This window comes from Qipengyuania sp. NPDC077410 (assembly GCF_044543405.1).
GTDB lineage: Bacteria > Pseudomonadota > Alphaproteobacteria > Sphingomonadales > Sphingomonadaceae > Qipengyuania > Qipengyuania pacifica.
Genome location: NZ_JBITWB010000002.1, coordinates 396,226 through 420,853 on the forward strand (window position 1 = coordinate 396,226; position 24,628 = coordinate 420,853).

At 63.3% G+C, this 24,628-nt stretch carries 24 protein-coding genes; 7 read left to right on the forward strand and 17 right to left on the reverse strand.

What is annotated here, in order from left to right:
* Positions 1–44: 44 nt before the first annotated feature.
* The 5 genes from ACIGGE_RS09855 to hisG form a co-directional block, all read right to left on the reverse strand.
* On the reverse strand, positions 45–2,210 hold the full coding sequence (locus ACIGGE_RS09855) for a sodium-translocating pyrophosphatase (protein ID WP_196846547.1): 2,166 nt from the start codon (positions 2,208–2,210) through the stop codon (positions 45–47).
* Between the two features lie 147 nt (positions 2,211–2,357).
* Positions 2,358–3,218 carry a thiamine-phosphate kinase gene (gene thiL / locus ACIGGE_RS09860; protein WP_397490753.1) on the reverse strand — a complete coding sequence of 287 codons (861 nt, stop codon included), beginning with the start codon at positions 3,216–3,218 and terminating at the stop codon, positions 2,358–2,360.
* Entirely contained in the window at positions 3,215–3,667 is a 453-nt protein-coding gene (gene nusB, locus ACIGGE_RS09865; RefSeq protein ID WP_103024864.1) for a transcription antitermination factor NusB, read from the reverse strand. The genes thiL and nusB overlap by 4 nt, the downstream gene beginning before the upstream one ends.
* Positions 3,664–4,953 (reverse strand): histidinol dehydrogenase, encoded by a 1,290-nt coding sequence (hisD, locus tag ACIGGE_RS09870; protein ID WP_397490209.1) that lies wholly within the window; start codon positions 4,951–4,953, stop codon positions 3,664–3,666. Before hisD ends, nusB begins: the two co-directional genes overlap by 4 nt.
* Positions 4,953–5,609: an ATP phosphoribosyltransferase gene (hisG, locus tag ACIGGE_RS09875; RefSeq protein WP_397490210.1), complete on the reverse strand. Its 657-nt coding sequence runs from the start codon at positions 5,607–5,609 to the stop codon at positions 4,953–4,955. Before hisG ends, hisD begins: the two co-directional genes overlap by 1 nt.
* A 36-nt stretch (positions 5,610–5,645) precedes the next feature.
* On the opposite strand from hisG, the gene ACIGGE_RS09880 reads away from it, so the two are divergent.
* The gene (locus ACIGGE_RS09880) at positions 5,646–6,737 is read left to right on the forward strand and encodes a DUF2332 domain-containing protein (RefSeq protein ID WP_397490211.1); all 1,092 of its coding nucleotides are present in this window, start codon (positions 5,646–5,648) and stop codon (positions 6,735–6,737) included.
* A gap of 3 nt (positions 6,738–6,740) precedes the next feature.
* Here the strand turns inward: ACIGGE_RS09880 and ACIGGE_RS09885 are convergent, their stop codons facing one another.
* From ACIGGE_RS09885 to ACIGGE_RS09905, 5 genes are read right to left on the reverse strand one after another with little or no spacing between them, the layout of a single operon-like run.
* Positions 6,741–7,643 (reverse strand): alpha/beta fold hydrolase, encoded by a 903-nt coding sequence (locus ACIGGE_RS09885; RefSeq protein ID WP_397490212.1) that lies wholly within the window; start codon positions 7,641–7,643, stop codon positions 6,741–6,743.
* A gap of 2 nt (positions 7,644–7,645) precedes the next feature.
* Positions 7,646–8,458 (reverse strand): SDR family NAD(P)-dependent oxidoreductase, encoded by an 813-nt coding sequence (locus tag ACIGGE_RS09890; RefSeq protein WP_397490754.1) that lies wholly within the window; start codon positions 8,456–8,458, stop codon positions 7,646–7,648.
* A gap of 10 nt (positions 8,459–8,468) precedes the next feature.
* Positions 8,469–9,359: a pirin family protein gene (locus ACIGGE_RS09895; protein WP_397490213.1), complete on the reverse strand. Its 891-nt coding sequence runs from the start codon at positions 9,357–9,359 to the stop codon at positions 8,469–8,471.
* The gene (locus ACIGGE_RS09900; protein WP_397490214.1) at positions 9,356–10,087 is read right to left on the reverse strand and encodes a glutathione S-transferase; all 732 of its coding nucleotides are present in this window, start codon (positions 10,085–10,087) and stop codon (positions 9,356–9,358) included. Before ACIGGE_RS09900 ends, ACIGGE_RS09895 begins: the two co-directional genes overlap by 4 nt.
* Complete coding sequence (locus tag ACIGGE_RS09905; protein ID WP_196848132.1) at positions 10,084–10,332, reverse strand: BolA family transcriptional regulator; 249 nt, start codon at positions 10,330–10,332, stop codon at positions 10,084–10,086. Before ACIGGE_RS09905 ends, ACIGGE_RS09900 begins: the two co-directional genes overlap by 4 nt.
* 84 nt (positions 10,333–10,416) lie before the next feature.
* Between ACIGGE_RS09905 and ACIGGE_RS09910 the strand changes: the two genes are divergently transcribed.
* Entirely contained in the window at positions 10,417–11,010 is a 594-nt protein-coding gene (locus ACIGGE_RS09910; RefSeq protein ID WP_397490216.1) for a DnaJ domain-containing protein, read from the forward strand.
* A 12-nt stretch (positions 11,011–11,022) separates the two neighbouring features.
* On the opposite strand, the gene rsmA is transcribed toward ACIGGE_RS09910, so the two are convergent.
* From rsmA to ACIGGE_RS09930, 4 genes are all read right to left on the reverse strand, one after another.
* Entirely contained in the window at positions 11,023–11,847 is an 825-nt protein-coding gene (gene rsmA / locus ACIGGE_RS09915; protein ID WP_397490217.1) for a 16S rRNA (adenine(1518)-N(6)/adenine(1519)-N(6))-dimethyltransferase RsmA, read from the reverse strand.
* 74 nt (positions 11,848–11,921) lie between these two features.
* Positions 11,922–12,929 (reverse strand): 4-hydroxythreonine-4-phosphate dehydrogenase PdxA, encoded by a 1,008-nt coding sequence (gene pdxA / locus ACIGGE_RS09920; protein ID WP_397490218.1) that lies wholly within the window; start codon positions 12,927–12,929, stop codon positions 11,922–11,924.
* Between the two features lie 8 nt (positions 12,930–12,937).
* Positions 12,938–14,284 (reverse strand): peptidylprolyl isomerase, encoded by a 1,347-nt coding sequence (locus ACIGGE_RS09925; protein WP_397490219.1) that lies wholly within the window; start codon positions 14,282–14,284, stop codon positions 12,938–12,940.
* Positions 14,285–14,413: 129 nt separating this feature from the next.
* Positions 14,414–16,801, reverse strand: coding sequence for an LPS-assembly protein LptD (locus ACIGGE_RS09930; protein WP_196846538.1), 2,388 nt, complete (start codon positions 16,799–16,801; stop codon positions 14,414–14,416).
* A 100-nt stretch (positions 16,802–16,901) separates the two neighbouring features.
* On the opposite strand from ACIGGE_RS09930, the gene ACIGGE_RS09935 reads away from it, so the two are divergent.
* The 4 genes from ACIGGE_RS09935 (at position 16,902) to ndk (ending at position 19,954) form a co-directional block, all read left to right on the forward strand.
* Entirely contained in the window at positions 16,902–18,362 is a 1,461-nt protein-coding gene (locus ACIGGE_RS09935; protein ID WP_397490220.1) for a leucyl aminopeptidase, read from the forward strand.
* A gap of 63 nt (positions 18,363–18,425) precedes the next feature.
* Positions 18,426–18,875 (forward strand): DNA polymerase III subunit chi, encoded by a 450-nt coding sequence (locus ACIGGE_RS09940; protein ID WP_221597729.1) that lies wholly within the window; start codon positions 18,426–18,428, stop codon positions 18,873–18,875.
* A gap of 31 nt (positions 18,876–18,906) precedes the next feature.
* Positions 18,907–19,449: a hypothetical protein gene (locus tag ACIGGE_RS09945; protein ID WP_301642494.1), complete on the forward strand. Its 543-nt coding sequence runs from the start codon at positions 18,907–18,909 to the stop codon at positions 19,447–19,449.
* 82 nt (positions 19,450–19,531) lie between these two features.
* Positions 19,532–19,954: a nucleoside-diphosphate kinase gene (gene ndk, locus ACIGGE_RS09950; RefSeq protein ID WP_103024849.1), complete on the forward strand. Its 423-nt coding sequence runs from the start codon at positions 19,532–19,534 to the stop codon at positions 19,952–19,954.
* Between the two features lie 58 nt (positions 19,955–20,012).
* On the opposite strand, the gene ACIGGE_RS09955 is transcribed toward ndk, so the two are convergent.
* From ACIGGE_RS09955 to purM, 3 genes are read right to left on the reverse strand one after another with little or no spacing between them, the layout of a single operon-like run.
* Positions 20,013–21,209 carry a sulfotransferase gene (locus tag ACIGGE_RS09955; protein WP_301642495.1) on the reverse strand — a complete coding sequence of 399 codons (1,197 nt, stop codon included), beginning with the start codon at positions 21,207–21,209 and terminating at the stop codon, positions 20,013–20,015.
* Positions 21,210–21,213: 4 nt separating this feature from the next.
* Positions 21,214–22,179 carry a phosphoribosylglycinamide formyltransferase gene (gene purN, locus ACIGGE_RS09960; protein WP_397490221.1) on the reverse strand — a complete coding sequence of 322 codons (966 nt, stop codon included), beginning with the start codon at positions 22,177–22,179 and terminating at the stop codon, positions 21,214–21,216.
* Entirely contained in the window at positions 22,172–23,281 is a 1,110-nt protein-coding gene (gene purM / locus ACIGGE_RS09965) for a phosphoribosylformylglycinamidine cyclo-ligase (protein WP_397490222.1), read from the reverse strand. Before purM ends, purN begins: the two co-directional genes overlap by 8 nt.
* Before the next feature lie 69 nt (positions 23,282–23,350).
* Between purM and ACIGGE_RS09970 the strand changes: the two genes are divergently transcribed.
* Entirely contained in the window at positions 23,351–24,619 is a 1,269-nt protein-coding gene (locus ACIGGE_RS09970) for a heavy-metal-associated domain-containing protein (protein WP_397490223.1), read from the forward strand.
* The last annotated feature ends 9 nt before the right edge of the window (positions 24,620–24,628 follow it).

Here is a 24,628-nt window from a genome sequence, read left to right on the forward strand (position 1 = left end):
TACCCGCCGATACCGCCGCCCCGGATTTGGACAAAATTACAAGATCAGCCAGTCGCGAGCGCAGCCAGCAGCAGCAGGGCGACGATATTGGTGATCTTGATCATCGGGTTTACCGCCGGGCCTGCCGTATCCTTGTAGGGATCGCCCACGGTGTCGCCGGTCACTGCAGCCTTGTGCGCTTCGCTGCCCTTGCCGCCGTGATGGCCGTCTTCGATGTATTTTTTCGCATTGTCCCATGCGCCGCCACCGGCGGTCATGGACAATGCGACGAAGATACCGCCCACGATCACCCCAAGCAGCAGTGCACCCAGCGCAGCGAAGCCATTTTCTTGGCCCGCGATCAGCGTGATCACGTAATAGACCACGATCGGGGCCAGTACCGGCAGCATCGAAGGCACGATCATTTCCTTGATCGCCGCTTTGGTAACGAGATCGACCGTGCGGGCATAGTTCGGCTTGCTGGTGCCGGCCATGATGCCCGGATCGCCGGCGAACTGTTCACGCACGTCCTTCACCACATCGCCCGCGGCGCGGCCTACTGCGGTCATGCCCATTGCACCGAACAGGTAGGGGAGCAGCGCGCCCAGCAGCAGGCCGACGATGACGTATGGGTTCTCAAGACTGAAATCGACGTCCGCATTCGGGAAGAATTCGGCAAGATCGGTGGTGTAGGCTGCGAACAGGACCAACGCGGCGAGGCCGGCAGATCCGATAGCATAGCCCTTGGTCACCGCCTTGGTGGTGTTGCCCACAGCGTCGAGCAAGTCGGTCTTTTCCCGTACACTGTCGTCGAGGCCAGCCATTTCCGCGATGCCTCCGGCATTGTCGGTGACAGGGCCATAGGCGTCCAGCGCCACGACCATGCCTGCCAGGGCCAGCATGGCGGTGGCAGCATAGGCAATACCCATGAGCCCTGCGAGCTGGAACGTGGCGATGATGCCCGCAACGATCAGGATCGTCGGCAATGCGGTCGATTCAAGACTGATGGCCAGACCCTGGATGACATTGGTGCCGTGGCCGGTTTCCGATGCCTTGGCGATCGATTTTACCGGGCGATAGTTCGTGCCGGTATAATATTCGGTGATCCAGATGATCAGGCCCGTAATCGCAAGACCGATGAGCGAGCAGTAGAACAGCGACCAGCCGGTGAAACCGCCGATCTGTTCGGAAAGCCCCTCTTCTGCGAGATTGGTACCATCGGTTGCAGCAACGATTTCCGTTACCGTGCTGCCGCCGATGACGGTATCCATGCCGCCAAGGGCAACATTGATCACGATCCAGATCAGCGGGATCGAGAGCAGTGCGGTGACGAGGAAGCCTTTGTACATCGCCCCCATCACATTCGTGCTGCCCTTGCCGAGCTTCACGAAATAGGTTCCGATGATGCTGGTCACGATGCAGGCACCGCCGATCAGCAGCGGCAGGGCCATCATGGGCATCAGCAAATCGCCCAGTCCCTTGAGCAGCAGTGCGGTGAGAACCATGGTCGCACCGACGGTGACGACATAGGTTTCGAACAGGTCGGCCGCCATCCCGGCGCAGTCACCGACATTGTCGCCCACATTGTCGGCGATCACGGCAGGGTTGCGCGGATCGTCTTCCGGAATGCCGGCTTCCACCTTGCCGACCAGATCGGCGCCAACGTCGGCAGCCTTGGTGAAGATACCGCCGCCCAGACGCGCAAAGATGGAAATGAGCGAGGCGCCGAATGCCAGACCGACCAGACCATCGATCACCTCCCGGCTGTTGGGTGCGTGGCCACTGGGGCCCACGAGGTACCAGAAGAACACCGCGATCGCGAGAAGGGCGAGGCCCGCCACCAGCATGCCGGTGATGGCACCGGCGCGAAACGCGATGGTGAGACCCTGCTGCAATCCGCTTTGCGCAGCGGCAGCCGTGCGGACGTTCGAGCGTACCGAGATATTCATCCCGATGAAGCCTGCAACGCCCGAAAGAATCGCGCCGATCACGAAACCGGTTGCCGGGATAATGCCGAGGAAGATGAAGACGAGCACCGCCACGACCACACCAACAATGGCAATGGTGGTATACTGGCGCTTGAGATAGGCCTGCGCACCTTCCTGAATGGCCGCGGCGATTTCCTGCATCTTTTCGTTGCCGGCGCCGGAACTGAGCACCTGGCGGCTGGTGACGAAGCCGTACACGACGGCAAGCAGTCCCAGCACAATTGCTATGAAAACAAGGTCCACTGAAATTTCCCCTCCCGATTGATTTTATATGCGGTCTGCGCGGGAAACGCAGAACCATCTGGGCTAGGGGTATAAGGGGCCTATGTTGCGTGACAAGGCCGAAATGCGCAGCAATCTTCGCCTGCTAGCCATCATGTGCGCAAGCGATCAGTGCCGGTAGCCGAGGCCGTCTTCGGGTGTCAGCATGTCACCATCGAGGAGGAGCCCCGGCGGGCCCGAAAGGACGGTGCCGATGCGGGTGGCCGATACGGGCGGTGCATTACCGTCCGACATGGTGAAGAGCAGCTGATAATCGTCGCCCCAGCGCATGCATTCCTCGCGCCGTTCGGGATCGGCTGCAGGAATGCTGCCGGCATCGATATCGAAGCATGTCCTGCTCGCCTGCGCCATACGCCAGCTATCGAGGAGGAGCCCGTCCGACACGTCCATCATCGCACTCACGAGGGGGGCAAGCGACTGGCCTTCCGCCAGTAGCGGCTGCGGCCGGCGATAGGCGAGATCGTTGGTACTGCCGGAACCACGCTCCTCCATCCCCAGCATCGCACGCCCCAGAACGCCGGTGACGTATATGGCATCACCCGCCTGCGCGCCGCGCCGGTCCGGCACGGTTATGCTGCTGGCCTTTCCGATTGCCGTACAGCCCCAGACCCGCCGTCCATCGGCCCTAACCGTATCGCCTCCCAGAAGCGGTACGTCGTAAGCTTCCAGAATTTCTCCAAGGCCCTGCGCAAACCGATCGTCATCGTCGCCCAGCATATGGGACACGAGCACGCCGACCGGTTGCGCGCCTTTCGCTGCTAGGTCGGAAAGGTTCACTGCAATGAGTTTCCACGCAATGTCGGCCGGGTCTTCATCCTCGCGCACATGGACGCCCTGAACCAGCGTATCATGCGTCAGGACAAGGCGTTCGCCGCCTATTTCGATGACTGCGGCGTCATCTTCCAGCCCACGGGCTGCCGAATTATCTGCCAGCGCCTTCAGCGCAGAGATGAACCCGGCTTCGTTCAGCGTCCGGCATCCTTGGCCACAGCATCCAGGACGCCGTTGACGAACTTCGCCTCGCGGTCGTCGAAGAAGGCTTTGGCGACATCGACATATTCACTGATCGCGCTGGCCTTGGGCACATCGGGCCGGGCGATCAGTTCGTAGGTTCCGGCACGCAATATCTGCAGCATGGTCTTGTCGAGCCTTGCCAGCGTCCAGCCTTCGGCCAGCCGCGCGGTCAATTTGCCGTCGATCTCTTCGCGCCGTGCCTCGACCCCGCCGACGATGTCATCGAAGAAGTCGACATCCGCTTCCGCATATTCCTCGTCCTCGATGACGCGGCCAAGGCGGTGCTGGTGAAATTCGTCAAGCAGCTTGGCAAGGCGCGTGCCTTCCATCTGCTGCTGGTAGAGCGCCTGAACGGCGCCGAGGCGAGCGGCGCTGCGGGCCTGGGATCTGGAATTCTGGCTCATTTCAGTCTCGTCGAAATCGATAGGGCGTGCGCGGGGAGACCTTCTGCCTCCGCCAGTTTCACCGCGGCCGGGCCGATGGCCGCAAGGGCAGCTTCGGAGGCGTCGATAAAACTGGTGCGCTTCATGAAATCAAGCACCGACAATCCGCTGGCAAAGCGGGCGCGGCGCCCAGTGGGAAGAACGTGGTTGGGCCCGGCAATATAATCACCCACTGCCTCGGGCGTGTGTCGGCCCAAAAACACGCTGCCTGCATGGCGCATGGCATCGAACAGGGATTGCGGTTCGTCGACCATAAGCTCGACATGTTCGGCAGCGAGGCGGTCGGACAGGGCAGGGGCTTCGTCGAGGCTATCGACCAGTACGATCAAGCCATGGGTGTCCCAGCTTGCCTTCGCAGTTTTCGCCGTCGGCAATTTCATCAGGGTGATGTCGACCGCATCCTCGACCTGACGGGCAAGGTTTTCGCTGTCGGTAATCAGGATCGATTGGCTCGTCGGGTCATGCTCCGCCTGACTCAACAGATCGGCGGCGATCCAGTCAGGGTTGTTGTTGCCATCCGCGATCACGAGAATTTCGCTCGGCCCTGCCACCATGTCGATGCCGACCACGCCATAAAGCTGGCGCTTGGCTTCCGCGACCCAGGCGTTGCCCGGTCCGGCGATAACATCGACCTTGCCGATCCGTTTCGTACCGTAGGCGAGTGCGGCCACGGCCTGTGCCCCGCCGACGCGCCAGATTTCGTCGACCCCGGCGATATGGGCAGCCGCCAGAACCAGCGGATTGACCTCGCCCTTCGGCGTGGGTGTGGTGACGACGAGACGCTCCACCCCGGCAACCCTGGCAGGGATCGCGTTCATCAGAAGGGAAGACGGATAGGCTGCGCGGCCCCCGGGAACATAGAGCCCGGCGGCATCAACCGGCCGCCAACGCGCCCCGAGGCGCATGCCGATATCATCGGTGTAGTCGCGGTCAGAAGGTAGCTGGCCTTCGTGATAGGCGCGGATGCGCGATGCGGCGAGTTCGAGCGCGTCGCGCAGATCGGCGTCGAGCGCTTCGTAGGCAGCGCAGCATTCCTCCAGCGGAATCTGCCAGTCGCTATCCCGTGTCAGGTGATGCCCATCGAAGCGGGTCGTGTATTCGACCAGCGCACTATCGCCGCGTTCGCGCACTTCGTTGATCATCGTTGCGACATCCCGCCCGACCTGAGCGTCGCTTTCGCGCCTGTCTCGCACGACGCGATCGAATTTCTTGGAAAAATCGGCGTCGCTGGTGCGCAGAAACTGCATCAGGCGGCCTCGCGCCGGGCAGCGTCGGCGCGGAATTCCTCGACCAGCGCAGCGATGCGCGGATCGGTCTTCAAGGCGGCGCGGTTGACGATAAGCCGGGCGGAGATGTCCAGAATGCGGCTGGTTTCAACCAGGCCGTTTTCGCGCAGTGTGGTCCCGGTCGAAACGAGGTCGACGATCCGCCCTGCCAGCCCCAGTGCAGGTGCGATTTCCATCGCCCCGTTCAGCTTGACGCATTCGGCCTGGATACCCTGCCGTTCGAAATGGCGGCGTGTCAGATTTGGGTATTTGGTCGCGACACGCAGGTGGCTGGCCCCGTCGACACTGGCTGCGCCTTCCTTCGGCTCGGCAACCGACAGCCGGCAATGTCCGAAATCGAGATCGACCGGCGCATAAAGATCGGCATAATCGAACTCCTCGATCACGTCCGACCCGACGATGCCCATCTGCGCAGCGCCATGCGCGACGAAAGTCGCCACGTCGAATGCGCGCACGCGGATCAGCCGCATATCGTCGCGCGTCGTCGCGAAGGTCAGCGAGCGGTTGGCCTTGTCGTGAAAGGCATCTTCGGGCACCACGCCGGCACGCGCCATGACAGGCAGGGCCTCGTCGAGGATCCGCCCCTTGGGAACGGCGAAGGTCAGGCTGTCGTTCATGGGCTGCGCAAATAGGCAGCAGGAGGCCAAAGGGCAATGACGATCGACAAAGCGGAATATGTCGCGAGCGATCCCGAAGCTACGGGCCCGGAAACGGTTGCGCGGGCTTTCGAAAACCAAGTTGCATATTGCCGGTCCAGCAACGCTGCCATCACGGCCACGGTATGTCAGGCCTTGCGTGACTTGATAGACACCGAACGCGGCGGTGCGGTAATGCGCAGAGTGCGGCGATGGGCAGGGCCGGCGCTGGCCGATGCCCTGCCACTGAGATTGGCTGGCGGGTTGCACGCGCTTCATCTGAGCGGCGAGGAACCGCGTCTTGCGCCAATATACGAAGGGCTGGGGCCGAACAATGCGGCTGAATTGATCGCCGATGCCATAGAGCGGCACGAACCATATTTGATGCCGTGGCTCGATGGGCCCCCGCAGACCAATGAGGCGGGCCGGTCTGCCGGATATGCGGCGGCATTTCTGTGGTTGGTCGATCACGGGCTTCCCGGCGAGTTCGACCTACTTGAAATTGGTTCGAGCGCGGGAATAAATCTGATGATGCGCCGTTATCGCTACGATCTGGGCGGGGTGGCTGTAGGACCGAAGTCTTCGCGTATTCACCTGACGCCGGAGTGGCGCGGCGAACCTCCGCCGGATCGCGATTTCGATATCATCGCCGCCGAAGGTTGCGATGTTGCACCAGTCGATCTGACCGATGAGAAGCAGGCGCTACGCCTCAAGGCGTTCATCTGGCCCGAATTCACCGAACGGTTCGCCCGGATGGACGCTGCAATCGCGGCGGCTAATACCTTCCCGCCCGAGGTGGCACGAATGCGCGCAGCGGATTTCCTGCGCGATCGCCTTGCCCGGCCCCAGCAGGAGCGTACGACCCGCGTCCTGATGCATTCGGTGGTCTGGCAGTATATCCCGCAAGAAGAGCGGGAAGGGATCGTGGAGATGATGGAACAGGCCGGCCAAGAGGCGAGTAAGGACAAGCCACTTGCCTGGATCAGCCTGGAAGCCAATCGCGATACGCACCGCCATGAACTGACCGTGCGATATTGGCCCGGCGGGCAGGCGTGGCAGAAGCTCGCCACGGCCCACCCCCATGGATCGTGGATTGAGTGGGAGGGCTGACTACTAAGCCGGACGCTCGAGAAACGCCTCCATCGCCTCGTTGACGGCGAGCGGCGCTTCCCATGGTACGAAGTGGCCGCAGTTGGGCACCTCGACCAGCGTGAAATCTTCAATGCACTCGCGCATGCCTGCTGTATTTTCCGGCGGCAGGGCCAGATCGTCCTGCGCCCAGATAACCAGGGTCGGCAGGCGCAGCCGCGGCAGGGCGGGGGCGGTCCAGCCTTCGGGCAATCCGAACGGCGCATCCATCGTGGGCACGTCGATCGGGCTGGCGCGATACCAGTTGAGCATGGCGAAGGCGGCATCACGGTCCTGCCAGTCTTCCAGCAGCATGGCACGCTCTTCCGGCTCCATCCGGTCGGGCGCATCCCATTTGATTTCCTGCATCAGAATCCCGCCCAGCCCGTGTTCGCGCACCAGCGCGTCGTTCGCCGGATCGCGGAAACCACGCATGTACTGGCTGGCTTCGCGCTGAACCTTGCTGGTGTAGAGCAGCTTCTGGAAGACCTGCGGATGCGGTGCGTTGGCGACTATCGCGCGGGTCACGCGGCCCGTATCCTGGCCGGCCAGCGCTACGCCCCATGCGATCGCGCCGCCCCAGTCATGCCCGACGATGGTGAAGTCCTCAACGCCCAGCGCAGCGGCCAGCAGGAAGATGTCGCCCACCAGCTTGTCGGGCGAATAGTCGGCCACCGCCTGCGGCTTGGACGATCCGCGATAGCCGCGCTGGTCCGGCGCGATGCAGCGGAAGCGGTCGGAAAAATGCGCGATCTGATGGCGCCAGGTGCGGTGGCTCTCGGGAAAGCCGTGCAGGAAGATCAGGACCGGCGCATCGCGAGGCCCTTCATCGACCACATCGAGTTCGATTCCATTGCCCAGCGCAATCCGCTTCTGTTCCAGCCCCATGGTCACTCCTCCGCTTTCATCTTCTCCATGTAACCGGCGGCAACCATGCCCGCGACCTGATCGAGCAACTGGTCGGGCGTGCGGCGCAATTCGCCCATCGCTTCTTCCACGCCTTCCGCCACGATGATTTCTCGTTGGTTCGCCTCGACTGCGCTGACGATGCGACTGGCCGCTTCGGCCGGATCGATGCCGTTATCGATCACCTTGTCGCTGCGCCCGCGCTTGCTGCCATCCGCGGTCAGCGCATTGCGGCTCACGTCGGTGGCGACGGAACCCGGGCAGACCACGTGGACCGAGATGCCCGATTGCGACAGCTCGGCGCGCAGCGCATCGGCATAGCCGACCAGCCCGAACTTGGCCGCGCAATAGGCGGTACGCATGGGCACGCCGACCTTGCCCGCAATGGAACTGATGAACAGCAGGTGCCCGCTGCCACGCGCGGTTACATGCGGCAGCAGCGCCTGCGTCGCCGCGATCTGCGCGGTCAGGTCGATATCGATGATCTCGCGATAGACGCTCATGTCCGTGTCGACGGCTGCACTGCGCTGCGACACGCCAGCATTGGCCACGAAAATGTCCACGCCCTTCCAGGCGATTGCCTGCTCGGTCGCGGCCTGCATCGCCATATCGTCGCGCACGTCGAAAGGCAGTACCAGAGATTCGTGCTGCAGTGTGTCTGCGACATCGGCCAGTCTCGCTTCGTCCCGGCCCGACAGGATGATATTGGCGCCCCGGCTTGCCCATTCACGTGCCAGCGCTGCACCGATGCCGCTGCTGGCGCCCGTGATCCAGGCGGTCTTGCCTTCGAAGCTCATCATATCCCCCTTATGGATAGGTCACCGTCTTGGGCGCGCCGTCAGGCAAGGGAATGAATTCCCCGTCTTCGCCCGGCACCGTGCCGAAACGACCTTCATGCCAGTCGTCCTTGGCCTGGTTGATGCGTTCCCGGCTTGAACTGACGAAGTTCCACCAGGCGTGGCGCTTGGTGGTGAACGCCTCGCCGCCCATCAGCATGACGCGCGCGCCGCTCCTGCTCTCCAGAGTCATTTCGCGGCCCGGCTGCAACACGGCAAGCTGGTATAACGTCAGCGCGTGCCCATCGACCGACGCCTCGCCGCCCACCAGCATCACCGCGCGTTCGTCGGCATCTTCCTCCAATGGGATCATGCCACCTGGCTCCAGCATGATTTCGGCGTAGATCGTGTCGGCATGCGTCGTGGTCGGCGCACGTTCGCCCCACAATTCTCCCATGATAACGATGGCCTTGGCATGTCCGTCCTCGATGACCGGCAGATTGGTCACCGCTTCGAAAGCCGGATCGATTTCCTCGCGCCCGTCCGGCAGGGCGAGCCATGTCTGCATGCCATAAAGCTTGGGACCGGCCTTGCGCTCCGCTTCGGGGGAGCGCTCGGAATGAACGATGCCTTTGCCGGCCGTCATCAGATTGACCTGACCCGGGCGGATCGTGGCAAAGCTGCCGATGCTGTCGCGATGGTCGATGGCGCCTTCGAACAGCCAGGTCACCGTGGCGAGATTGATATGCGGGTGGGGCCGGACGTCCATTCCCGAACCCAGATCGAGCTGCGCCGGGCCGAACTGGTCGACGAAGATGAACGGACCCACCATGCTGCGGGATTTGGCCGGCAAGACCCGTCGAACTTCGAACTGGCCCAGATCGTGAGTGGTCGGGGTTAGGGTCTGCTCGAAATTGCTCATGCCGGGTCGAGGTCCTCGTAATGACGGAAGATACCGTCTTCGTTGAAAGCGATACGCCGATCGCTTGCGAGATAAGCTGCAATCCCTTCGATAGTCGAGACTGCATTGCTGCAGGCTATCAGACGGGGGTAGTCGCTCTCCACCGCAGCCATCCGATTGGGGAACGCATAACGCAGCCCTGCGACCAGCTGAAATAACGATGTGTCGACATGCGACCACTTCGTGCCGGCAACGAACGGACCGTCGCAAATGCCGAGGGCGGTCTCGAAATGATCGAAGAATTTGGGAATGCGCTCCTCACGAAATGCCTCGGCAGCCCTGATCGCCGCATCCTTCTGATCGTCGAAATACAGGCCGCCTGCAATCGGATGGTGCACATTGTGCACCTCGGCCACCATGTCGGAAATGGTCAGCTGCAGCTGGATCAGATGAAGGTCCTTCGCCCCGTCGCCAGTGCCCAGATGGTGGCGATCGGTCAGCCAGGTGACGATATGGGCGACCTGCGCGATCGCAAACCCGCTCTCCCGTTCGACCAGATAGGGCGGCGCATAAGGTGCAAATTCATCTGACTTGCTGCGTCGTTCCATATCGTCGACCAGAGCTTCGACGCCATCGTTTCGTGCGCGGTCGCGATAGGTAATACCCGCCGCTTCCATCAACAGGCGAACGAATTCTCCGCGGCCCTGGATAGAGGGCCAGTACCACAGATCGTATTCGGGCCCGCTCACGTTACCGGGGCCGACGCCTGAATGGCGAGGGCATGGACACGTTCACCGGGAATGTCGCCCAGCGCGCGGTTGACCATGCGCTGGCGTTCGAGGCGGGACTTGTCGGCGAAGGCGGGCGCTTCGATGACCACGGTAAAATGCGATTCGCCGCTACCATCGTCTCCGGCATGGCCGGAATGCTTTGCGCTGTCGTTGATTACCTCAAGCCGCGTGGGGCTGAAGGCTTCTTTCAGAAGGTCTTCCATTTCCTGCTGGACTGATCCTGCCACGGTTTCGAATCTCCTTTTCGGGGGTTTCCTTAGCGCACTTCGCTCCCCATCCTAGAACGAATGCGCCAGACAAAGTTTCACGGACGATACGAAGACACCGGGCGGGTATGCGCCCATCCATCCTGCGAAGAACCGGGCGAATTCCGCGCTCCGGGCGGCGGAGGGCATGGTTTCGACGGACCGGGTGAATGGCGCTGGCTGTGTCTTGAGCATGTGCGCGAGTTCAATGCGGGCTATGATTGGTTCGAAGGGATGAGCGCCGAGGAAATCTATAACGCACAGGCCCCGGGGGCGGGCTGGCGGACCGAAAGTCCCAGTTTTCGTCCAACCGCGGGCGTCGATGGGATGCCGCGCTGGTCCGATTTCGACGATCCTCTGGAAGCCATCTCCGCGCGTGCTGCTGGCATCAAGAGCCGTGCCCGGCGTGAGGCAGAAATGGCGATGGACGGCCGCTTCAGTCGCGAAGAGGCAGAAGCGCTGGAAACGATGGGTCTGGGCCTGAACACGGATCGGCGGCGTCTGCGCCGTCGGTATTCGGAACTGGTGCGCCGCTATCACCCGGACCGCAATGGCGGGGATCGGCAATACGAAAGCCAGCTTGGCCGCGTGGTGGAAGCGTACCAACTGCTGCGCAAGTCGCGCGCTATCGCATAGGTTGCAGGTCTCTCAGCGCCCCAGCGACCGGACGAGTTCCACGAATTCCGCGACCGTTACCGTCTCTGCTCTGCGCTGCGGATCGATGCCCAGTTTTTCCAGCGCCTCGACCGCGCCCGGTACGCCTTTCAAACTCTGACGCAGCATTTTGCGGCGCTGGCCGAACGCGGCTTCGGTCAGGCGCTCCAGCATGCGCGCGCTTACCCCTTCGGGCATGGTGCCGGGTTCGACATGCACGATCGCGCTCATCACCTTCGGCGGCGGGGTAAAGGCGCTGCGATGAACCTTCATCGCCAGCTTCGCCGTACTGCGCCACTGGGCCAGTACGGCGAGGCGGCCGTAGGCAGAACCGCCTGGCTGGGCCGCAATCCGCTGGGCGACCTCCTGCTGGAACATCAGTGTGAGGCTGGTCCACAGCGGCGGCCATTGCTCCCCGCCCAGCCAGCGTACGAACAGCGCGGTGCCCACATTGTAAGGCAGGTTCGACAGGACGGCGAAAGGCTCGCCTCCCATCAACTCCGCATGATCCAGCTTCAGCGCATCGCCTTCGATCACCCGCAGCTGTCCCGGAAACGCCTCGCCCAGTTCGGCAAGCGCGGGCAGGCAACGACGATCCATCTCGATCGCCGTGACGCGCGCGCCGGCACGCAGCAAGGCGCGGGTCAGCCCTCCGGGGCCCGGCCCGACTTCCAGCACCTGCTTGCCTGAAAGGTCGCCGGGAACGGCCGCGATCCGGTCGAGAAGATGCTCGTCGAAGAGGAAATTCTGCCCCAAGGCCTTGGACGCAGAAAGTCCGTGGCGGGCGATCACCTCGCGAAGGGGGGGAAGAGCGGTCATGCGCTAAATCCGCTCTGCTGAGCTCGTGGAAGCATAGCCGGGACGCTTGCCCCATCCCGCCGCCTTCGACAAGCTCAGCCTGTGTGTGCGTGCTTCCTGCGGGCGGCGATTTCACCGGCCATCTTCAGGGCCGCGATCATCGCGCCCGGCTCGGCCAGGCCGCGACCGGCAATATCGAAAGCGGTGCCATGGTCGGGGCTGGTGCGCACGATCGGCAGGCCGAGCGTGACATTGACCCCCTCGTCGAAATCCAGCGCCTTCAACGGCACCAGGGCCTGATCGTGGTACATGGCCAGCGCCGCGTCATATGTCTGGCGCGCACGGGGTGTGAACAACGCATCCGCCGGATGAGGGCCGGTGACGGCAAAGCCTTCCGTCACCAGCGTTTCGATGGCCGGCGCGATTATGCGTGCTTCTTCGTCCCCGAAGCGGCCGTTTTCGCCCGCATGGGGATTGAGGCCGCACACGGCGATCCGAGGGTCTGCAATCCCGAAATCATGGGCCAGTGCCGCAGCCACGATCCGGACGCGGCGCGTGATGAGTTCCTCCGACAGCCGTCCGGGCACATCCGCCAGCGCGCAATGAACGGTCAGCGGAACTGCGCGAAGGCTCGGACCGGCCAGCATCATCACGGCTTCATCCGGAGCCAGTCCGCAGACTTCTGCCAGGAATTCGGTCTGGCCGGGATATTCGAAACCGACCTTGGCCAGTTGTGCCTTGCCGATGGGGGCCGTCACCAGACCGGCGGACGCACCCAGCAGGCAGTATCGCGTCGCTTCGGCGAGTGAATGCAGCGCCAGCGCGGCACCAGGCTCGTCGGGTTTTCCCGGCGTAGCAGCCACATCTTCGGTACCAAGAACGGGTATTGCCCGGTCGAAGACAAGGGCCGTCTTCGCAGGATCCGACATGACCTCGATTTCGACAGTGAGGCCACGCCTTCGGGCTGCCTCGGCCAGTACGCTTGCACCCCCGACCACGAAAAAGGGCGCGATGCCAGATTCCTGACGCCGCGCCCAGCTTTCCGCTATGATCTCAGGCCCGATCCCCGCCGGATCGCCAAGGGAAACGGCGAGGGGAGCCATGATCGGTGTCAGTTATACTCGATGTAGGCGTCGTTGCGCAGGTCGCGCAGATAACGCTGGGCACGCTTTTCGATGCGGTCTTCTTCGAGCTGGCCCATGATCTGGTTGAAGTCCGGACCGGCAGCCGATTTCGGATCGTCCCGGCCGCATAGCATGAGCACCCGGACGCCTTCTTCGAACGAGCCGAAGGGCGGGGTGGACTGGCCGACCTGCAGTTGCAGGATGATGTTCTGCAGCTGCTCCGGCAGGGCACGGACGCGGATCTGATCATTGGTCACGACATTCGCGCCGAGTTCGGCGGCGACGTTTTCCGCGTCACCGCAGCCACGGATTTTCTGCACGCCTTCGGTGAAGCGGGCGACGCGCTGCTGGGCCGCGGCCTCGGTCGTACCCGGATCGAATCCGATCTGGATCTGCTTGAGGCTGAGAACGGCATCGCGCGGATCGGCCATCAGCACCTGGCGCCGGTCGATCAGGTAAAGGATCGAATAGCCGCCCGGAATGGCGATCGGCCCGACGAGCTGACCGGGGGTCATTTCGCTGGCTACCTGTTCGAGCTGTTCGTTCTTCAGCTGAGGCAGCTGGATCCAGCCGAGATCGCCGCCGACCGCTGCGGTCGATGCTTCGGAGAACTGGCGGGCATAGGCGACGAAGCTGCCACCCTGACGCAGCTGTTCCACGATCTTGCGGGCATTGTCCTCAACCGCAGATGACGTTTCAGGCGTCGCCGACAGGTAGATCTCGCCAAGACGGTATTCTTCCGTCCCGCGCGAGGCCTCCATGCGTTCGATCATCTCGTTCACCTCGTCGGTCGAAATGTTGACGAACGGGGCCACGTTGCGGCGCAGCAGATTGTTCCATGCCAGTTCGCCCGTGATCTGGCGCTTCAGCGCTGCGGGCGAAGAGCCGATCGATGTGAGATAATCGTCCATCTTCCCAGGCTCCTGACCGAAGTTCTGGGCGGCAACGCGGGCATAGGTCTGGTCGACCTCGGCCTGCGAGACTTCGATTTCCTGCGAGAGGGCCGCCTGGATCTGCAGCGTTTCGTCGATCAGATTGCGCAGCACCTGCATGCGGACGCGGACCATTTCCTGTTCGCTCACCGGGCGTTCGTTCGCGGCGAGGAGCAGCGCGACGCGCTGGTCGATGTCGGTCTGGGTGATCACGAAACCGTTCACCACTGCCGTCGCGACGCGCTTGTTCGGATCGCTGTTCGTGAGCATGCTCAGGTCGCTCGGCAGACCGAGAAGGTCGCCTTGCGCCATCGCGTCCTGGGCCTGTCCCGCGATCGGCGCGGTAGCCAGCCCGGCAGCAGCGGCAGCGGAAAGCAGTCGGGAAATTATGTTTGCAGTCACGTGTCGAACCTATCTAACGGCAACGTCTGGATGCCAATATGCCGGTCGCCATGAAGGGATGCGGCTTAACGGAAGCTGATAATCGCTCGCCGGATAGCGTGTTTGGCGCAAGGTGCCAACAAGCGCCGCCTAGCGGAAGCCCAGATTTCTCAGACTGAAATAGAACTGGAAGGTATCGCCGCGTTCCGCATCGCCCGAACTGATGTAGTCGCGGCGCCACGTCACCCCGATTTCGAGGCAGTCGTCCTGATAGGCGACACCGAGCCGGGTGCGGATCGGATCGAACCCGTCGGAATCGAAGGTCGGGTCCTCCTCGCGGTCGGTCAGATTGAACACGCCCGATCCGAAGATGGACCAGTAATTGGCGAAGGCCACGCGCACCGCGCCGCGCAATTCCTCGCGATCCTGAAGATCCTCGACCTGCGTGATGTCGCGGTTGAGGCGGACATAGCCCAGTTCCGCATAGGTCTTGCTCGACCCGACCGCCGCGTCGATTTCGTTGCGGCGGATGGCGAAGCTGTCCTTGTCCAGCCGGAAACGGTGCGTAAACTTGACGAAATTCTGGTACCGCACCTCCGTCCGGCCGACGAAATCGGAGAATTTTTCCGACAGGCCCGTCCCGTCGGGGAATATCTCCCGGTCGTTGTCGAGCCGGTAGGACTGGCCGATCGTGCTCTTCACTTCCCAGTCGGGCACCCGCAGCGACCAGTCGACGCCGTATGTTACACGCGCCCCGTCTTCCACCCGGTCGTATCCCGGGAAGCGGTTGAGCGCGAAGAGATTGGAATCTTCCAGATCGATCGCCCGCGCATCTTCGTTGGGGATCGCGAGGTTCCTGATCGGCGGCGTCGCCACGAACTGGACCCGCGGGGTGAAGACCTGCGTTCCGCCGAACGCTTCGCCCACGAAGGGCCACTGCACATCCACCGCGCCCAGTGCCACACCGCGATATTCCCAGCCGGGATTACCGCGATAGCTCGGCGTCTGGGTGAGGAAGTTCTCGTCCGAATGATAGACGTCGCCGCGCACCATGCCGGTCAGCGTCACGACCTGGCCCATGCCGGTCACGCGGCGCAGGTCCCATTGCGCGCGGGCGAAGGCGCGCTGCGTGTCCTGGCCGATGTCGCGCGTGATGGCGAGCGTGTTGGCCTGCAGCTCGAGCTGCCCGCCCATGATCGGGGTTTCGGGCCGCCAGCGGGCGTCGAACACCGGCAGCGCGATGGGCACTTCGCCTTGCGGCTGATCCAGGCGCAGCGTCTGCGTGGCCCAGCCGGCGAGCGAGATGTAGCTGTGTTTCCCGATCCGCTCCAGTTCGACCATCGACCGCAGCCGGTCGTCGCGGCTGATGTCGTACCGGCGCAGGAAGGTGCGGTCGGTCGCGCGGCGGATCGATCCGGTCAGGCTCCAGTTCGGGCTCAGCTGGAACTTGCCGTTGGCGAAGAGATAGCCGCGGAATTCCTCTTCCCCGACCAGGTCGCCGGTGCGCGTCGAGATGCGCTGGCTGTGCGTGGCATAACCGGTAACCTGATAGGCGCCGCGGTCGGTCAGGTGCCGCCATTGCCCGGCCAGCATCGGCGCGGCCTGGGTATAGAGATGGGTGGTCAGCGTCAGGTCGCGGTTCTCCGCGAACCGGATGTAATAGCTGCCCGATACTTCCACGCCATTGCTCTGCGACACGCGCAGGTCGGGCACGAGGAAGCCGGAAACCGGCCCGCCATCGGTCCGCAGCGCCAGGCCCGGCAAAGGCAGGATGCGCGCCCCGAACAGTTCCAGATAGGCACCTGTAAAACGGATACGCTGTTCGTCGGGGTTGTAGACCACCCGTTCTGCGGTGATCCGCCAGCTCGGTTCCTTGGGGCAACCCTTGGGCGTTACCACGTCGCAACCGCTGTAGGCGGCATCTTCCAGCGCGACCGTGCCATCGTTTTCGCGCACGCCGCGATTGGCGGCCAGCCGGCCGCCCTGGCGCAGCGCCAGCAGCAGATTGTCCATCGCCCCGGCTTCGAACTCGTCGGTCAGCTCGACGCGTTCGGAAAACAGCTGATTGCCGTTCTCGTCCACGAAGCGGACGCGTCCGTTGGCGACGATCTCGCCCGTATCCTCGTTCCAGGTGACCGAATCGGCGCGCAGCGAACGGTCGCCGCTGCGCAGCACGACGTTGCCGCTGGCCGTAACGACGTCGCTTTCCGAACTGTATTCGAGAATGTCCGCCTCGAACCCGATCTCGCGTTCGCCGGCGGCATTGATGCCATCCGCGCCGGTGGGCGGCGGCGGTGTGTCGAGGCCGGCATTGGGTTCGGGTATCGTCAGCAGCTCGTCGACATTTTCCGCTGTATCGACAGTGGGCTGCTCGCTGCCCGGCTCGCCCTGCGGGTCTTCGACCGTGCCGACATCGTCCGCCGCGGCCTGGGCTGCAAGCGGTGCCGATGCGCACAGGATCAGCGCTGTCGCCGCCAGTGTCACTGGACGAATGGCCACCCGGCTGGCTCGTTTGGCTGACTCGGCAGGCGGGAGCATCACTTGCCTATCGCACCGCCCACGCCTAATCGCAATCGCCATCCTTGCAGGCCGGCTGCCAATTGCGCCAGCCCCACCAGAAATTGTTTTGGGAGATCCCATGGAAATTCAGTTCACCCAGTCCCGTCCGCAGAGCGCGCGCCTTGTTGCCCAAGTCACCGACAAGGGCAAGGTTCCTGTCGGTCTCGACAAGGCGATGACCGAAGGCATGGAAGCTGCGCGGTTCAAGGGCAATACCGGGCAGGTCTTTGACGGGTTCGTCGATCGCGACGGTCAGGTTTTCCGCCTGGCGATCGCCGGTGCGGGCGACGCCAAGGATGATGCGCGGCTTGCCAATCTCGAAAAGGCCGGCGCCGCGCTGACAGCCAAATACCAGTCGATCGGCAACGATGAACTCGTGCTCGACCTGTCGGACAGCAATCTTTCCGGCGAAGAAGCCGCCAGCGTCCTGTTCGGCCTGCGCCTGCGCAACTGGCGCTACGATATCTACCGCACCAAGATGAAGGACGACCAGAAGGTTACGCTGGCCAAGGTCACCGTGGTCGGCGCGCCCGATGGGACGCAAGCCGCGTGGGAAGACATGGCTCATGTCGCTACCGGCGTTGAATTCACGCGCGAACTCATCACCGAACCGGCCAACATCCTCTATCCGGAAACCTTCGTCGAACGCTGCCAGCAGCGCTTCGAGGGCACCGGCGCGGAACTGATCGTTCTCGACGAAGTGCAGATGGAAAAGCTCGGCATGGGCTCGCTGCTCGGCGTCGGTCTCGGTTCGGATCGGGAATCGCGCATTCTTGCCATTCGCTGGAATGGCGGCGCAGGCGATGAAGCCCCCACCGCGCTCGTGGGCAAGGGCGTCACCTTCGATTCGGGCGGCATCTCGATCAAGCCCGGACCGGGTATGGAAGACATGAAATGGGACATGGGCGGCGCCGGTGCGGTCGCGGGGGCGATGCTCGCTCTCGTCGGTCGCAAGGCCAAGGCCAATGTCGTGGGGGTCGTCGGCCTCGTCGAAAATATGCCCGACGGCAAGGCCCAGCGCCCCGGTGACGTCGTCACCTCGATGAGCGGCCAGACCATCGAAGTCCTCAATACCGATGCCGAAGGCCGTCTGGTGCTCGCAGATGCGCTGCACTGGACGCAGGAAGAATTCCAGCCTGCACGCATCATCGATTTCGCCACCCTGACCGGCGCCATGATCATCGCGCTGGGCAATGAATTTGCCGGTGTGTTCTCGAATGACGACAAGCTGGCGAAAGACCTGCACGATGCCGGCGAAATCACCGGCGATCGCAACTGGCGCATGCCGATCGACCGCGCTTACGACAAGCTGATCAATTCCCCGATTGCCGACATGAAGAACATCGGTGGCCGGGCGGCCGGATCGATCACGGCGGCGCAGTTCCTCCAGCGCTTCATCTCCGACGATACGCCTTGGGCGCATGTCGATGTTGCGGGCATGGTATGGTCCGACAAGCCGGGCCGGACCTGGAACAAGGGCGCGACCGGCTATGGCGTGCGTCTCGTCGACCGCTTCGTGCGCGACACGCTGGAGAAATAGGACAGCCCAATCCTCGATCGGCGGCTGCACATTGCGCCCGCCGATCGAACCGACAGGACCCCGATGAGCCAGACCCGCGTCGATTTCTACCAGCTCAGCCGCGATCCGGTGGATGTGACCGTGGCGAAGCTTGCGCGCAAGGTGCTGCAGGCGGGCGAACGGCTGGTCGTCGTCAGTGAAGACGAAGACCAGCGCACCCGCTTGTCCAAGGTCCTGTGGGAGCAGGGGGGCGCGGCCTTTCTAGCCAATGGCATGGCCGACAGCCCGCATGCGGCGCGCCAGCCGATCCTGCTCTCGGCAAATTGCGATGCCCCCAATGAAGCGCGCATGGCGATGATCGTCGACGGGCGCTGGCGTGACGAAGCGCTGGCCTTCGACCGCGTGCTCTTGATGTTCGATGCTGCGCAGCGCGATGCGGCGGCGGATCTGTGGCGGCGCTTCGCGAAAGACGATGCGATCGACAACCGGATCAACAAGCAGGACGAAAACGGCGCCTGGCGCGAAGGGCGCTGACGGAACTCTTCGGCCAGTCGTGCATCGGTTGATGATGAACCGATTCCCGCATGTCCCGAACGTCGCCGCCACGATCCTCGCAGTCTTGGCGCTGGGGGCCTGCACCAGCGAGAACGGCGAAGATGGCGCGTCAGGCACCGGCGATGCCGCTCAGTCGGTCCAGCCGCGCGGGTCCTACGACATCGACCGCGAAACCGGGGAAACGCGGGCGCGTTTCACCGATAACGATGGCATCACGACCACCATGCGTTCCGGGGAAAAGGTCCCCGTTCGCCTGCCTTCCGGCTTCACCGTCTATCCGGACGCGACGATCACCAACAACACCCGGGTGGAACAGGCGGATGGCCTTCTCGTCCTCATCAATCTGGAAACGGACGCCCCGCTCGACGAGCTGGTGGGCTATTACCGCAACGAAGCCGATGCGGCCGGGATCGACGTCGCGACCTCGTTGCAGTCCGGACCGATGACGATGATCGGCGGCGAAAACGGGGATGGCACCAGCTTCTCGCTCACCGCTACGCGGGATCGGGATACCACCAGGGCGCAACTGTCCATCGGGCGCGGCCTCGAATGAATCTTGCCGGGTCGCGCGCGCGGCGCTAGGGGCGCGCGCGAGAACTCTCTCCCCATAAAATCCCTACGCAAGGAACAGTCCCATGGCGGTTACCCGCACCTTTTCGATCATCAAGCCCGACGCCACCCGTCGTAATCTGACCGGCGCCGTCACCAAGATGCTGGAAGAAGCCGGCCTGCGCGTCGTCGCTTCGAAGCGCATCCAGATGACCCGCGAACAGGCCGAAGGGTTCTACGCGGTCCACAAGGAACGCCCCTTCTTCGGTGAACTGGTCGACTTCATGATCTCGGGTCCGGTCGTCGTACAGGTTCTCGAAGGTGAAGACGCTGTAAAGCGTAACCGCGACGTGATGGGCGCCACAAATCCGGCCGATGCCGATGAAGGCACGATCCGCAAGGCCTTCGCCGAATCGATCGAAGCCAACTCGGTCCACGGTTCGGACAGCGATGAAAACGCCAAGATTGAAATCGAATTCTTCTTCAACGAAGACGAAATCGTCGGCTGATTTTTCCGCTGGATGATGACAGGCCTCGTCGCAGCGATGCGGCGGGGCCTTGTCGTATCTAGGCCTCGGCGAAGCGGGCGATCTGGGATCGATGCTCGCGATGCGCCCCGGTGTTTGAACGTTCGTATTCGCGCTCGATCTCCGCCAGTGCGGCGGGGAGCTGCTCGATCTCCAGCGCGGCATAGATGCGGATGATTTCCCGGCGCCAGTCTGCGCCCAGCGCTTCGAATTCGACGCGGGCAACGTGCCCCTCGAACTCGCTCAGCGCCTGCTCGATCCGCTTCTCTCGCAGAGCCAGCTTGCGCCCCCATTCCGCCTGTATCGTGGCAAGGTCGGCCTGACCGCTCTGGAATGCCATCTGACTGGCGATCAGCGACACGGAACTGTCCAGCACCGCTTGACTGTCGCGATGCGTCACGACCACGCGTGCCTCGGGAAACTGCGCCAGCAGGGCAGGCAGGTCTTCCGAAAACTGCGGGCACTTGATCGCGCGGGGCAGGGCCTCGTCGCCCATCGTGGCGGCATCGGTACGCAGGATGCGCGCAAACTCCGCATAGACCGGTCCGGGGTCGCGCGCCTCGCTCCAGCGGACGAACTCGGGAATGTGCCACTGCGCTTCGAACGTAGCGGGTGACAGGGCGGCGGCAAGCCAGCCGATTTCCTCGTCGATGCGCGTGGCGCCGAACGGATGCAGCGTGTCCAGCCAGGGATTGATGCGCCGCGCGATGGCCAGTGCGGCACCCGCCTTCAGCGGGCGCAGGTCGGGCTTGGCCGGTACCGGATAATGGCTGTTGCAGAACCGGGTGCCGGTATGGCGCGGATCGGCGGCGATCAGCCGGTGAATGCGGGTCGTGCCCGTTCGCATCTGCCCCACGATAAGGATCGGCGGGGCAATCTCCGTCGTGGCAAGCTCGGGGCTCTCGCGCCAGATGCGGCCCAGTGCATGGCGTTTGCGGATGGCGGACGTCAGTTGCCCATATGCCATGGTGTGACCCAGCGCGCTCAAATTCGCCTCACCTCTCAGGCTTGTGCAAAGCCGATCCAGCCGGGTGCGGAAATCCTCGACCTCGGCTTCGCTGCGGCCCGCATGCTCGTCTTCGCTGTCGAAGCCCCGGCTGCCAACCGACCACAGGAACTCCGGCTCGAGCGGGGGTTTCGCCGTGACACCGCCATCCCACAGTGCCTGGACCGCCCGGTCGGCCCATATGGCAGGCTTTGCGCGGGCGAGCGGGTGGGGGCGGGGCGGGCTGGCCATGCGGTCAGAATTCGTCCGCTACGTCGAGCAGGCGGGTCACGCTCTTGGGCGCGACAGCACGCCAGCTTCGCTGAAGCCAGTCTGCGACACTCTCCCAGTCGACGCCGGGCCGGTTCAGGATCACGCCGATCCATCCTGCCGCGCCGTAATAGGCGGGTTTGTAATAGGCTTGCGGCTGCGCTTCGACGAGGCCTTCAAGCTCGTCCATGCTCGAACATTTCACCAGCAGCGAAATATGCGGTGTGCCGTGATGCTGGTCGGAAAAATAGGCGAAGAACTTGCCCGATTTTTCCGTGCCCACCCGGAAGCCGGGCGAACCGTGGCTTTCGCGTTCGTGCGTTTCGGGCAGGGCCAGCGCCAGTTCGCGGACGCGGCCCAGCAGCCACTCCGGGTCGCTCCCTCGGGAAACGTAATCCGCCAGGACCCGGGGATAGAGCTGGTGTTCGGCGTGTCGGACGTGTTCGGCCAGCGAATCATACGTATGATTGACATGTATCTTCACTTTGATCTGGCCCAGCACTTCGCCCGCATCGAGCTCTTCGGTGACCAGATGCACGCTCGCCCCGCCATGCGAATCGCCTGCCGCAATGGCCCGCGCATGCGTGTCGAGACCCGGATATTTGGGTAGCAGGGACGGGTGGATATTGAGCATCCGGCCTTCCCAGCGTCTCACGAACTCGGGGGTCAGGATGCGCATATATCCAGCAAGAACAATATATTGCGCCCTGGCATCCAACGCCGCCTGTTCCATCGCCGCATCATGCTCGCTGCGCTTCATGCCCTTGTGGGACAGCGCGAAAGTCGCGACACCTTCGGCCTCAGCCAGCGTCAGCGCCTCGGCCTCCGGATCGTTGGATGCCACCAGGCCGATCTCGTAAGGGCACCCCGGCAACCGGCTCGCATAAAGCAGCGCCGCCATATTCGTCCCCCGTCCGGAAACGAAGACCGCGACCCGCGCCTTGTCAGGCATTATGCGTCGCCGACCAGCTATCGCGCGCGGACCAGCTGCCGGCCGAACCTTTCACCGTGCAGCCCTTGTCACCTTCGGCGATGCGCCCCACGGCAAGGACGGTTTCTCCTGCTTTTTCAAGGCGGTCGCGTACTATTTCGACATTGGCGGGTTCGACGGCCAGCACCATGCCGACGCCGCAGTTGAACGTGCGCGCCATCTCGGCCGGCTCGATATTCCCCTGGGCCTGAAGGAAAGCCATGAGTCCCGGTTGCTCCCATCCATCCGCATCGACTTCCGCATGCGCGCCAGCAGGCAGCACGCGGGGAATGTTCTCGAGCAGGCCGCCACCGGTAATGTGGGCCATCGCATCGATCAGCCCGTCGCGCACCAAGGGCAGCAGCGTCTTCACATAGATCCGCGTCGGCTCGATAAGCGTGTCGATCAGCAGGCGGTCCCGATCGAATACGGCAGGACGGTGGAGATTCCACAGCTTGTCTTCTGCGAGCCTGCGAACCAGCGAATAGCCGTTGGAATGCACTCCCGAACTCGCGACACCGAGAAGGATATGTCCCGGCGCGACACGCTCGCCCGTCAACTGCTCCCCGCGCTCGACTGCGCCGACGCAGAAACCGGCAAGGTCGTAATCGCCGGCGGCATACATGCCCGGCATTTCCGCCGTTTCACCACCGATCAGCGCGCAACCTGCTTGCTTGCAGCCTTCGGCAATGCCGGCAATGACCCGCTCGGCTACGCCATTCTCGAGCTTGCCGGTGGCGAAATAGTCCAGGAAGAAAAGCGGTTCGGCCCCCTGAACGATCAGATCGTTGACGCACATGGCAACGAGATCGATTCCGACCGTGTCATGTTTGCCGCTATCGATGGCGAGCTTCAGCTTGGTGCCGACGCCATCATTGCCTGCCACCAGCAGCGGATCCTTGTAGCCCGCAGCCTTGGGATCGAAAAAGCCCCCGAACCCGCCGATTTCTCCATCGGCACCCGGGCGCATGGTGGCCTTCACCAGAGGCCCGATGGCCTTGACGAGAGCATTGCCCGCCTCGATTGAAACACCTGCCTGTTCGTAGGTGTAAGACGGGGTGTTCTGGCGCGGTTCGTCACTCATGACACCCGCCTTACGCATTCGCGCTTGGATTTCCAGTTGCCTTTGGGCAAAAGGCGCCCTGTTTTCCCCATGAGCCAAGCTATCTCCCTTCAGCACGCCCTTCGCCGTCCCGCCATATTGGCGATCATGCTGGCCGCTTTCTGCGCGCTGGGCGTCGCCGTATGGGCGCAAGTCGGGGGTGAACGTGGTATCGCGCCAGTCGCGTCGACCAGCGATATCCAGGTTTCGGGTGTCGAAGTGGATGTACATGCCGACACCGGTACCGAAGCCCGCGAGAAAGCCTGGGTCGAAGCGCAGCGTAAGGCTTGGGAGCGTCTCGACGGACCCGAATTGAGCGATTCGCAGATCGAAGCGCTCGTGTCAGCCATCGTCATCGAACGCGAGCGACTGGGGCCAAAGCGGTATATCGCCACGCTCGGGGTGGTTTTCGATCGTCAACGGGCATCCCGCTATCTTGGGGCGCAAGGCGAGGCGACCCGTTCCGCACCCATGCTGCTCCTGCCGGTAACCGTTTCGGCAGGCACGCAGATGATCTACGAGCAGCGCAATCCATGGCAACGGGCCTGGGCTGAATACCAGGCGGGCCAAAGCCGGATCGATTACGTGAGGCCCGCAGGCGCCGGCGGCGATTCGCTTTTGCTGACCTATGGACAGACCGGCCGACGCAGCCGCACGTGGTGGCGCAATGCACTGGACCAGTTCGGCGCCGCCGATGTGCTCGTCCCCATCGCCAATCTGCGGTATACCTATCCGGGCGGTCCCGTTGAAGGTACGTTTACCGCAAGGTTCGGGCCGGACGACGACTTCCTGGGTAGCTTCGAAATGACGGCAGCGTCGCCCGCCGAACTGCCGGCCATGCTGGATAAGGCCGTTGTCCGCTTCAATCGCCTGTTCGAAACCGCGCTGGCCAACGGCACGCTCAAACCCGATCCGACGCTCAACATCGGTACTCCGGAACTCAGCCCGGCGCTGCAGCGGCTGCTCGAACTCGGGCGATCGGTCCGTGCGCAGGATCAGGCCGCGGCAACTGCAGAGCCGACGACCGAGAGCGGCGATGCAATCACGGCTGCGCCGATCCGCACGCCTCCGCCCGAAGGTTCCGTCGCGCTGTATACTGTGCAGGTCGCGACCCCCGATGCATCTGCTTTCGATACAGCCGTCAGTTCGGTGCGGGGCACGCCCGGTGTCCGCAATACGGGTATCCGTAGCACGGCGATCGGTGGGACATCGGTGATGACGGTCAGCTATTCCGGCACGATTGCGCAACTGGCGGATGCCCTGCGCGCACGGGGCTTTACCGTCAGCCAGGGCAGCAACGCGCTCGCCATCAGTCGCTGAGACGCAGGC